Annotated in this window: 5 protein-coding genes; 3 read left to right on the top strand and 2 right to left on the bottom strand. The window is 64.4% G+C overall.

Annotated elements, in window-relative coordinates; translation table 11 throughout:
- Both A9W99_RS05965 and A9W99_RS05970 read left to right on the top strand, forming a co-directional pair.
- The coding region (locus A9W99_RS05965) for an SDR family NAD(P)-dependent oxidoreductase (RefSeq protein ID WP_156622967.1) at nucleotides 1-2,853 on the top strand (2,853 nt) is incomplete at its 5' end.
- Between the two features lie 16 nt (nucleotides 2,854-2,869).
- A complete protein-coding gene (locus A9W99_RS05970; protein WP_067374812.1) occupies nucleotides 2,870-5,977 on the top strand; it encodes a type I polyketide synthase in 3,108 nt (1,035 codons plus the stop codon).
- A 10-nt stretch (nucleotides 5,978-5,987) separates the two neighbouring features.
- Here A9W99_RS05970 and A9W99_RS05975 read toward each other — a convergent pair whose 3' ends face one another.
- Nucleotides 5,988-7,271 (bottom strand): cytochrome P450, encoded by a 1,284-nt coding sequence (locus A9W99_RS05975; RefSeq protein WP_156622968.1) that lies wholly within the window; start codon nucleotides 7,269-7,271, stop codon nucleotides 5,988-5,990.
- Nucleotides 7,272-7,650: 379 nt separating this feature from the next.
- On the opposite strand from A9W99_RS05975, the gene A9W99_RS05980 reads away from it, so the two are divergent.
- Nucleotides 7,651-9,390, top strand: a complete 1,740-nt coding sequence (locus tag A9W99_RS05980; RefSeq protein ID WP_067374816.1) for an NAD-binding protein — start codon at nucleotides 7,651-7,653, stop codon at nucleotides 9,388-9,390.
- Here the strand turns inward: A9W99_RS05980 and A9W99_RS05985 are convergent.
- The gene (locus tag A9W99_RS05985) at nucleotides 9,364-11,136 is read right to left on the bottom strand and encodes an ABC-F family ATP-binding cassette domain-containing protein (protein ID WP_067374818.1); all 1,773 of its coding nucleotides are present in this window, start codon (nucleotides 11,134-11,136) and stop codon (nucleotides 9,364-9,366) included. The two genes, A9W99_RS05980 and A9W99_RS05985, sit on opposite strands and share 27 nt — an antisense overlap.
- Nucleotides 11,137-12,039: the final 903 nt, after the last annotated feature.

The following is a 12,039-nucleotide window of genomic DNA, read 5'->3' on the forward strand; positions in this document are numbered from 1 at the left end:
GGGCCCCCCCCCGCGGGCCCCCCATCCCCGTGGGCGCGGGCCCCCGGGGGGGTCTGGACCCCCCACACCCCCCCCGCCCCCCTGCCTGGGCCCCCCACCGCCCCGGCGGGGGGGGGGGGGCGGGCGGCCGGGGCTGTGGGGCGGGGGGGGGTTTGGGTGTGGGGGGGCGGGGGGTGGTGGGGGTCGGTGTATGGGGTGGTGCATGAGGGGTTGGGGGTGTTGCAGTCGTGGTTGGCCGGTGATGAGTCGGGTGTGTTGGTGGTGTTGACGCGGGGTGCGGTGGGGTTGGCGGGTGAGGATGTCACGGATGTGGCTGGTGCGGCGGTGTGGGGGTTGGTGCGGTCGGCGCAGGCGGAGTTTCCGGGTCGGGTGATGTTGGTGGATTCGGATGGTTCGGTGGCGGTGGAGGCGGTGGTTGGGTGTGGTGAGCCGCAGGTGGTGGTGCGTTCGGGTGTGGTGCATGGGGCTCGGTTAGCGCGTGCGGGGGCTGGTGCGGTGTTGGAGTTGCCTGCGGGTGGGTGGCGGGTGGTGCCTGGTGGTGGGGGCACGTTTGAGGATTTGGTGGTGGCGTCGTGTCCGCGGGTGGAGTTGGGTGCTGGGCAGGTGCGGGTGTCGGTGGCTGCGGTGGGGGTGAATTTCCGGGATGTGTTGGTGGCGTTGGGGATGTATCCCGGTGGTGGGGAGTTGGGTGTTGAGGGTGCGGGGGTAGTGGTGGAGGTTGGCCCGGGGGTGTCCGGGTTGGCTGTGGGTGATGCGGTGATGGGTTTGTTGGGGGTGGTGGGTGCTGAGGCGGTGGTTGATGCGCGGATGGTGACGGTGGTGCCGTCGGGGTGGTCGTTGGTGCGGGCGGCTGGTGTGCCGGTGGTGTTTTTGACGGCGTGGTATGGGTTGTCGGTGTTGGCGGGGTTGGGTGCTGGGCAGCGGGTGTTGATTCATGCCGGTACCGGTGGGGTGGGGATGGCTGCGGTGCAGTTGGCTCGGTATTGGGGTGCTGAGGTGTTTGTCACTGCTAGTCGTGGTAAGTGGGATACGTTGCGGGCGATGGGTTTTGATGAGGCCCATATTGGTGATTCGCGCACGGTGGAGTTTGAGCAGAAGTTTTTGGCGGCCACTGGTGGGGCTGGGGTGGATGTGGTGCTCAACTCATTGGCGGGTGAGTTTTTGGATGCCTCGTTGCGGTTGTTGGTTGGTGGTGGGCGTTTTATTGAGATGGGTAAGACCGATCTGCGTGATCCGGGGCGGGTGGCTGCGGATCATCCTGGTGTGGTGTATCGGGCTTTTGATTTGATTGAGGCGGGTCCGGATGGTACGGCGCAGATGTTTGCGCAGTTGATGGATTTGTTTGCTGCTGGTGTGTTGGAGCCGTTGCCGGTCAAGACGTTTGATGTGCGTAGTGCTGCGGCGGCGTATCGCTATGTTTCGCAGGCCCGTCAGATCGGCAAGGTGGTGTTGACGGTTCCTGGTGGGCCTGGTGAGGCGGTGTTGGCCGGTTCGGGTGGGGATTTGGCTGGGGGCTCGGTGGTGATCACCGGGGGTACGGGGATGGCTGGTTCGGCGGTGGCCGAGCATTTGGTGACGCGTTATGGGGTGGCTCATGTGGTGTTGGTCAGCCGTAGCGGTGGGCAGGCCGCCGGTGTGGCGGAGCTAACCGAGCGGTTGCAGGCCGGTGGGGCCCAGGTTTCGGTGGTGGGCTGTGATGTGGCCGATCGTGATGCGGTGGCCGATCTGCTGGCGGGGTTGGATCCGCGTTTTCCGCTCAAGGGGGTTTTTCATGCCGCCGGTGTGCTCGATGATGGGTTGATCGCCTCGTTGACGCCGCAGCGGGTGGATACGGTGTTGCGGGCCAAGGTTGATGGGGCGTGGAATCTGCATGAGCTGACTCGGGATCGGGATTTGTCGGCGTTTGTGTTGTTCTCTTCGATGGCTGGCATTGTGGGTACGGCGGGGCAGGGTAATTATGCGGCGGCCAACAGTTTTTTGGATGCGTTGGCCACTCATCGGCGTGCTCAGGGCTTGCCCGGGTTGTCGGTGGCCTGGGGACTGTGGGAACAAGCCAGTGCGATGACGCGTCACCTCGGCGAGCAGGACAAAGCCCGCATCAGCCGGGCCGGACTGGCCCCGCTGTCCACCCCGGCAGCTCTCCAGCTGTTCGACGACGCCATGCTCACCGACCACCCCCTGATGATCGCCACCCACCTCGACACCGCCGGACTCGCCGCGAGCACCACGCTGCCACCGATCCTGCGCGACTTGGCTCCTCGTCCGGGGCGGCGACTGATCGCTGATACCGACAGCAGCTCGTCCCTGTCCGGGTTGGCGGCACGGCTGCAAGGACTCGATGCTGAACAGCGCTACCACCATTTGGTAGAGCTGGTATGCACCAACGCGGCAACGGTTTTGGGCCGCACCCTCGCAGACATCAACGCCGACAGCATGTTTCAGGATCTCGGCTTCGACTCCCTGACCGCCGTCGAACTGCGCAACCGGCTCAAAAACGCCACCGGACTCACCCTTTCACCCACCGTGATCTTCGACTACCCCACCCCCAGCGCCCTCGCCGAACACGTCGACGAGCAGCTTGCCGCGGTAACGGTCAACACTGGCGCGCCGACCGGCGAACCAGACAAGCTGGCTCGTTTCGACGACATCGCGCGCGAACTACAAATACTGGTCAACCAGCCCGACTGGACGGATGACGACAAGACACATCTGAGCGCCCGGATACAAAACATTTTGGCCGAGCTCACAGCGTCGCAATCCGCACCCGATCCGTTCTGCAACGAAGACCAGGACATCGGCAAAGCCGCCGAAAGCGAACTCCTGGCCATGCTCGACAAAGATTTCCCGGTATGACCCGCTATGAGGTGCCGTGCCACCGATTGACATAGCGATCATCGGACTCGCATGTAGGTTCCCCGGCGCCGGTAACCCAGGTGAGTTCTGGTGCCTGCTGCACGACGGGCTCGAGGTTTCCGACAATGCCCTCGGCGACGTCGCGGAATTCGACGCCGACTTCTTCAATCTTTCGCCGCGCGAGGCTTGCGCACTGGATCCCCGCCAGCGACTCGCGCTCGAATTAACTTGGGAACTGCTCGAAGAGGCGGGTGTCGTGCCGGAAACCCTGTCCGGAGAGCAAGTCGCTGTATACCTGGGCGCAACGAACGACGACTACGCCTACCTGACGTTGCGCGACGCTCCGGATAACCTCGATCACCACTCCTATACCGGCATCAGCCGGGGAATGATCGCCAACCGGATCTCGTACACCTTCGGCATGCACGGCAACAGCATGACCGTTGATTCCGGTCAATCATCCTCGCTGGTCGCCGTTCACCTCGCGTGTGAGAGCCTGAGCACCGGCGAGGCGCCGTTGGCGATCGCGGGCGGTGTCAATCTCAACCTCGCGACCGAAACAGCAATGCTGGAAACGGAATTCGGCGCACTGTCCTCATCGGGCCACACCTACGCGTTCGACGCACGCGCGGACGGATACGTACGAAGCGAAGGTGGCGGCCTGGTACTGCTGAAACCGTTGCGAGCCGCGCTCGAGGACGGCAACCGCGTCCGCGCAATCATTCGCGGCAGCGCCGTGGGAAATGCCGGGCGCGGTACGGCGGGGCTGACCGTACCGTCGGCTTCGGCGCAAGTCGACGTCATAGCGCGCGCCTTGTCCTGCGCGGGTCTGGAGTGTAGTCAGATCCAGTACGTCGAAGCTCACGGAACCGGCACCGAAATCGGCGACCCGATCGAAGCCGAGGCGCTCGGGCAGGCGTTCGGTCAGCGCCGTCGCCGCCCGCTCAGTGTCGGGTCGGTCAAAACCAACATCGGACATGCCGGAAGCGCTTCGGGAATCGCGGGGCTTATCAAGACGGTGCTGGCAATCGAAAACGCTGCGGTACCAGCAAGTCTCAACTTCGTTAACGCCAGCCCCGACGTGGATCTGGACGGCTTTGGGCTACAGGTCAACACGACGCTGACGCCGTGGCCGGTGGACGACGGACCGAGGCGGGCGGGGGTGTCGTCGTTCGGCATGGGCGGGACCAACGCGCACCTTGTCTTGGAGCAAGCTCCAGCCGAGCAAGCGCAGATCCTGGAAAACGTTGCAGTGCAACGCGATGACGGCGATGTCGCGGTTCCATGGGTACTGTCGGGTCGTTCGCTGCAGGCCTTGGCGAATCAGGCGGAACGCCTGTTGGCGTGGGTGGATGCTGATGAGGGCCTGCATTCGGCCGACGTGGCGTGGTCGTTGGCCACGACGCGAGCGGTGTTCGATCACCGGGCCGTGGTGGTGGGTGCCGGGCGCGCTGCCTTGATGGGAGGATTGGCGGCGTTGGCGGCCGGTGAGCCGGCCGCGGGTGCGGTGGAGGGCCGGGCCCAATCGGCCGGCAAGACGGCGTTCGTATTTCCCGGGCAGGGTTCGCAATGGCTGGGAATGGGATCGGCGCTATATGGCCGGTTTCCGGTGTTCGCGAAGGCGTTTGACGAGGCGGCCGACGCACTGGACGGTCATCTACGGCTACCACTGCGGCAAGTGATGTGGGGCAGCGACGCCACGCTGCTGCAGAGTACGGAGTTCGCCCAGCCCGCGCTGTTTGCCGTCGAAGTGGCGTTGGCTGCATTGTTGCGGTACTGCGGTGTTGAGCCTGACTTCGTGATGGGCCATTCAGTGGGCGAGATCAGCGCGGCATGCGTAGCCGAAGTGCTGTCGCTGACCGATGCCGCGATGCTGGTCGCGGCACGGGGCCGGTTGATGGCCGAGATGCCCGAAGGCGGCGTGATGGTCGCCGCGGCCGCCGGCGAGGAGGAGGTGGCGCCGTTACTGGACGCAGGTGTGGGTATCGCGGCGGTCAACGGGCCTAACGCGGTAGTGCTTTCGGGTGAGGCGGCTGCGGTAAACGCGGTCGCGGAGCGATTGGCCGGGATGGGCCGGCGCGTGCATCGATTGGCTGTGTCGCATGCGTTCCATTCGCCATTGATGGAACCGATGGTCGATAAATTCGGTCGGATTGCCGCCGAGGTTTCTGCCGCCGAGCCACGGATCAAGTTGGTGGCCAACGTGTCTGGGCGATTGGCCGGCGCGGGATACGGGTCGCCGGAGTACTGGGTTGAGCACGTGCGCCAGCCGGTACGCTTTGCCGACGGCGTGCAGACCGCCGAATCGCTGGGCGCCGGGGTATTCGTGGAGGTCGGTCCCGGGGCCGGGCTACCCGCCGCGATAGAGCAGTCGTTGACCGCTGAGCGGCCCGTGCTGGTGGTGACTTTGGGCAAGGATCGCCCGGAGATCGAATCCTTGCTGACCGCACTGGGGCAGTCGTTTACCAGCGGCCTGGCCGTGGACTGGCAAGCGGTATTGGGCGGTCTCGGTGCTCGGGTGGTGGGGCTGCCGACGTATGGCTTCGTACGGCAACGGTTTTGGTTGGGAGAAGGTAGATCAGACGGGGAAGTGCCGGTAGTGGCGAATCAGCCGGCCGGGTTGGCCAAGCAATTGCAGGGTTTGGACCCCAAGGATCAGCAACGCCAGTTGGTGGAGTTGGTGTGCTCGCGTGCGGCAATTGTCCTGGCGCACTCGAGCGCTCATGACATCGACGCCGAGCGAGCCTTCCAGGACCTGGGATTCGACTCGATGACCGGTGTCGAACTGCGCAACCGCCTCATCGCCGACACCGGGTTGGCTTTGTCTCGCACCTTGATCTTCGACTATCCCACCCCGACGGTGTTGGCCGATCATCTCGCGCAACTATTACTCCACGGCCGCAAAGAATCCGACGAAGAAAAGATCTGGGCGTCGCTGAGGAAGATTCCTCTGAGTGAGCTGCGCAAGACGGGATTACTCGACAAACTGCTACTTCTGGCCGGGGGGACCGAGACGTCGCCTCGCGATCCCGCTACCAGAGAAGACGTCATCGACTCACTGACCCCTGATGACTTGATAGCGATGGCGCTCTCAGACGACGCCGATACTGATGACGCTCAATGACTTACGGGCGCTAGTGGACTGGCACTGAGTTGCTGACTTCGACGGTCAGCCCTGGATAAGGGGACAACGCCGCGAAGTTGACCGCCCGGATCCGCTGAGCTGGCAGCCGCAGCGTGGTCCGGGCAACGAGCCGGGCCAGCATCACGGTCATCTCGGTAGTGGCCATGAGCGATCCGATGCACCTATGCATGCCTCCGCTGAACGGGATGAACTCGTGCGGCGCTGGCTTGCGATACTCAGGCGAAGCCGGATCCCAGCGCTGGGGACGGAACTCTGTTGGCTTCGGCCATAATTCGGGCTGTCGGTGGGTGACGTACGCGCTGAATACCAGCAATCTTCCCGCCGGGATGCGATGCCCGTCGAAGAACAGGTCGCGCATCACCCTGCGCGCGGAGACAACACCAGGCGAGTACAACCGAAGAGTCTCGTGCACAACGCCATTGAGGTAGGTGAGGGCATCGAGGTCCTCGGCCGCCGGCGGCCTGTCGCCGAGGACGCGATGCACTTCGTCGGCCGCGGCGTCCCAGGCGCCGGGCAGGCTCAACAGGGTGTAGGCCGCCCAAGCCAGGGCAGCACTGGTGGTCTCGTATCCGGCGGTGATCATCGAAATGATCTGATCGCGAATCTCGTTGTTCTCCAAGGCATAGCCTTCTTCACCACGACCGTTGATCAACATGGTCAACATCTGGTCGTCTGGTCTGGGCGCGGATCGCGCCTCGGCGATCTGTGCGTCCACGAAATCGTTGATACGTGACCGGGCGGCCATCGCCCGTCGCCACGCCGGTGCGTTGACCCGCCGCTGCAATTGCATGACCTGCGGCAGCCGATGGGTCATGTCCAGTAGGGGCTGAAGTTGTTCGCCAAGGAAATCGGAGTGGACGGCCAGGCGCTGACCGAACAGCGATTCGGCGGTGCTACGCCGGACAGCGGAACGGAACTGTTGGTAGATGTCGACCTGTTGGCCGTGCGGCCAAGTGCCGATCACCGCGTCGATATTGGACACCATGGTCTGCACGTAATGCTGGATTTCGCGGTGCCGCAGCCCCGGCGCCACCACGCTGCGACGGCGTCGATGGTCGTCTCCGTCACTGACGATCAGCGCCGTCGGGCCGTCCACGATAGCCAGGCTCTCAAACGTTTCGCGCCAACTGAACGCATCGGCGTTGGCGAACACGAACTTGTTCGCCTCGGCTCCCAGCAAATAGGTGTAGCCATGCCGCCCGACTCCGGAATTGATCACCGCGCCACGCCGGCGGTACAGCGCCAGCAACGCCTCGCCGGGCCAGTAGCGCACCGTCCTGTGCGGTTGTTCCGCCATGGCTCCTCCCCGCGCGGTTCGCAATTCGACAACGGCTGTGACACGACATTACCCGATCGCCGTCTCGCTTCCCGCTGCCTGAAGCCGATTGACCTGGGCTGCTCAGGCAGTCATCATTGGCTTCGCGAGCACCCGGCTCGGTGACCAATGCACTAACAATTGCGACACCCACGAGTGTCCTGGCGGCAAGGAGGTGAGGGCCAGATGAGTCCGAGCGATAGTCCGTCTCCGAAATCCATATCGCTTGTATCCGGCCCCGGCACAGCCGCTTCGCCTGTTTTGCGGTAGCTGCTGAAGACACCATCACTGCGCCGGCCGGTCACCCGATAGTCAGTGCCAGTAGAAGTGGGTGTGTATGGTGCACGACCGGCTCGACCGCCACATCATCGTCAGCGGCGACGACGCGCTCGCGACGACGATTGTCGAGGAGCTGAACAAAGCCGGCGCGCGAATTGTCAGGCTCGCCGACGCAGAGCTGGTCGACGCCGGTGTCGCCACTGCGTGCGCCGTCGTCTGCGCCGGCTCTGACGATGCGAAAAACCTCGAAATCGCCTTGCTGGCAAGGAAAGCCAACCCCGAGGTGCGCGTGGTGGCGAGGCTGGCCAACGACGTGCTGCGCACCGCGATGGCCGCCGACAACGGGCCCGGCGCCATCCTTGACGTCGCCGACCTCTCGGCCCCGTCGGTCGTCGAGGCGTGCCTGGCGAGCACGACACACCCGTTCGAGGCGGCCGGAATCAAATTCGTCGTATGGGGGACCGAGGCGCCGCGTGATGCGACCCTGCGTGACCTCTACGGCGATTTGGCGCCGGCAGCCGTGATTCGCGGCGAAAACTCTTCTGCCCCAGGCGATGTGGTGGCATGTCCGGGCCGTGATCTGCGAGTGCACGCGGGCGATTGGACGGCGATGATCGGCACCGCCGATCAGTTGGCAGCATGCGGCGTCAAAGTTCCGGGGGCTGTTGGGACACGCGCCGGTCGGCCCCGGCTGCGGCGAGTGCTCGACGCCGCACGCACCGTGCGCCAAGACGTCAACCCGGCGTTTTATCCGGCGTCGGTGGTAGGCGTTGTCCTGCTGATCGGCTCAACGATCTTGCTGCGCTTCAGTTACCTGCGGCATCCCGGTATCACCTGGCTGGACGCCCTGTACTTCAGCGCCGAAACGATCACTACGGTGGGCTACGGCGACTTCAGCTTTGCCCAGCAACCCACCTGGCTGCGATTGTTCAGCGTCATGTTGATGTTCGTCGGGATGACCACTACTGCCCTCCTTGTCGCGTTCATCGCAGACCTGCTGCTGTCCCGGCGGTTCACGCACTCCGCCGGGCGCCGGCGGGTGCGCCATCTGCGCAACCATGTCATCGTCGTGGGTCTGGGCTCGCTCGGAATGCGTGTAATAAGCGATCTGGCGGAAGCGGGATACGACGCAGCGGTGATTGAGAACGACGACGACAACCCCTTCTTGCCGGTGGCGGCCGAGCTCGACGTGCCGGTCATTTTCGGGGACGCGACGCTGCGTCAGACGCTGGAATCGGCCGGTATCGACCGGGCTCGCGCGGTCGCGGTGCTGACCCAGGACGACATGGTCAACATCGAGGTCGGGATCGTGCTGAGCGAGATGTACGGCCCCGACGTAATGCCGGAGCTGCAGCGGCCCGACGTTCCGATCGTGATGCGGGTCTACGACCGCGATCTGGGCTTCGCGGTGGCTCAGCGGTTCGGATTCGAAAACGTTCGGTCGACCGTCGAACTGTCGGCGCCGTGGTTCATCGGTGCCGCGATGGGCCTGCAGGTGCTGGGGACGTTTTCGGTGGGTCAGAGCTCTTTCATGATCGGCACGATGTTTGTGGAGGCCGGCAGCGAACTGGATGGGCTGACCATGTTCGAAATGTCCACCCAGACCCGCGTCATCGCGATTACTCGCCAAGACCAACCGGTCAGGCTGCACCCACGCCGTGATGCCCGGTTGAGAGCAGGCGACACGGCTTACCTCGTCGGGCCGTACCGGGAGTTGCTGGACACCTTGCGTAAGGGACAGCGACCCCAGCACAGCAGCGTAGGAAGTGGGTCATTCGAGCGCCTCCGAAAGCTCTAGCCAGCGGGCCTCCGTCGCGGCGACCTCTTCTTCCAGCGCCCGCAACTCTTGGGCCAGCTTGATAATGCCGACGTGGTCAGCCTGGTCGTGGGCCGCAAGTTCGGTGTGTTTGACCGCGATCCGGTCGGCCAGGCGTGCCAGCTGGCGGTCGATTGAGGCCAGCTCCTTTTCGGCGGCACGTCGTTGCGCGCCCGTCATGACCTGCGGCTCGGTCGCCGGTCGCACCGGCTGGGAGGGCTGGGCGGTACCGGCAGCCAGCCGCAGATATTCGTCGATGCCGCCCGGCAGGTGCCGCAATCGACCGTCCAGAATCGCGTATTGCTGGTCGGTTACCCGTTCGAGCAGGTACCGGTCGTGAGATACGACGATCAAAGTGCCCGCCCACGAGTCGAGCAAATCCTCGGTGGCGGTGAGCATCTCGGTGTCGACGTCGTTGGTGGGCTCGTCGAGCAGCAAGACGTTGGGTTCCGACAGCAGCGTGAGCATCAGCTGCAGCCGGCGTTTTTGACCGCCGGACAGATCACGGACCCGAGCAGACAATTGGCCGCGGGCGAAGCCGAGGCGTTCCAGCAGTTGGGCGGGGGTGACCTCGCGGCCGTCGACGTGATAGTCGCTGCGTAGCCGGCCCAGCACGTCGGCGATCCGGTCGCCGGCAAGCGTTGCAAGGTCATCGCCTTGCTGGTCGAGTACCGCCAGCCGAACAGTCTTGCCCCGTTTGACCCGGCCGGCGTCTGGAGTGACAGTGCCCGCGATCAACCCGAGCAAGGTGGACTTACCGGCGCCGTTGGCCCCGACGATGCCGGTGCGTTCGCCGGGCGCGACCCGCCATACCACGTCGCGCAACACCGGGCGGTCCTCGAAGGAGACCGACACGTCGAGCAGATCGATGACGTCCTTTCCCAACCGGGCGGTGGCCAGCCTGGCCAATTCAACGGTGTTGCGGAGCGGAGGCACGTCCGCGATCAGTTGATTGGCGGTCTCGATCCGGAACTTCGGTTTCGAGGTGCGCGCCGGCGGGCCACGGCGCAACCACGCCAACTCCTTGCGCATGAGGTTTTGGCGCTTGGCTTCAGCGGCCGCGGCCAGCCGGTCCCGCTCGACGCGCTGCAGCACGTAAGTGGCGTAACCACCTTCGAACGGTTCGACGATCCCGTCGTGCACTTCCCAGGTCGTTGTGGCGACTTCATCGAGGAACCAGCGGTCGTGGGTGACCAGTAGGAGTCCGCCGGTGTTACGGGCCCAGCGTTGATTGAGATGGCCCGCCAGCCAGGTGATCCCTTCGATGTCGAGATGGTTGGTGGGCTCGTCGAGCGCGATCACATCCCATTCGCCGACCAGCAGCTGAGCCAGTTGGACCCGCCGCCGCTGACCGCCGCTGAGCGTCGAAACCATTGCGTCCCAGGCAATGTCGGACACCAGTCCGCTGACCACATCGCGGACGCGGGCGTCACCGGCCCACTGGTGCTCAGGTCGATCGCCGACCAGTGTCCAGCCGACGGTGTGACCGGGGTCCAGCGTGTCCGCCTGGCTCAAAGCGCTGACCCTCAGGCCGCCGCGCCGCGTGACCCGGCCTGCGTTCGGCTGTAGCTGCCCGGTGAGCAATCGCAGCAGACTGGACTTGCCGTCGCCGTTTCGTCCCACGATGCCGATGCGCGCGCCGTCGCTGACGCCCAGCGTGACCGATTCGAATACCACCTGCGTCGGATATTCCAGGTGTACGGCTTCGGCTCCGAGCAGGTGCGCCACTGGGCCAAAGCTACCGTCCGAAGCGCTGAGCCGGGTTGATGGCGGGCGCCTCAAACGCTATTCATGCGTTGATGTTTAAGCCAGACGCGAAGGTCGATACTGAAGAGGTCTGCCCGCCGCGGTCAACGTTCGCAGGCACGGGTCGGTGACGCAAGCGAATCTGGACAAACTTCGTGCAACATGTACTCAACCGGCGGCCGCGAGGCGGCTAGACGCGCTGCTGGACAAGCGATGTTCAGTATCGTCGTGCGCTTCCCAAACTTGCCTGGCGGTGCTGAGAGCGATCACTGACGTTTCTACTGCGGGAGCGCAGAAGTAGCACAGACCGGGCTCGGACGTGGGGTAGCTGCACGCGGGGCAGACATCGGGACAAAGCCGCTCACTCGTCATGAGATCTATGTTGACGCCGATGACTTTGTGGATCCTTTGAGCCGAGCTAGCCGGGCCCAAAGAATCTGCTGAGAAATTGCTGAGCGAAAATGCTCGGTAGGGGTTCGTCCCGCGGAGTCGATAGTCTCAAGCACATCGAGCGTGGGTCGTGCGAGACCGCTAAACCGCCGATCGCAAACCCGCATAACCACGCGCCTGCCAAACAGCCGACTCAAGTCGAGTGATGGGCTTCGCATGCGTTTCGCTTCAGCGCATCGGGGGCGGAGAGGGCTTGGTTAGAGGGATATCGGCCTCTTACAACCACCTATAGGGCGCCGGTCGTACGACTATTTACCCGCGAATCGTCTGACCGTTTCTCCCGGGCGCGACACCGGCGGCGGCTGCCACGACCCGCAACAACCGGGCCGGCTTATCAGAATCAATGTGGTTGGAGTCGTGTCTTGAGTCAAGAAATTGGCAGGTTTTGCTGGTCGAGGTAGGCCTGTTTGGGGGTGCGGTCGTTGAGGGCTTGGT

It is taken from the genome of Mycobacterium sp. 1164966.3, from assembly GCF_001665395.1.
Taxonomy (GTDB): domain Bacteria; phylum Actinomycetota; class Actinomycetes; order Mycobacteriales; family Mycobacteriaceae; genus Mycobacterium.

What these genes read in the sequence shown, in the direction of transcription:
- A9W99_RS05980 (WP_067374816.1), top strand. Translation starts at nt 7,651, where the DNA reads ATGGTGCACGACCGGCTCGACCGCCACATCATCGTCAGCGGCGACGAC.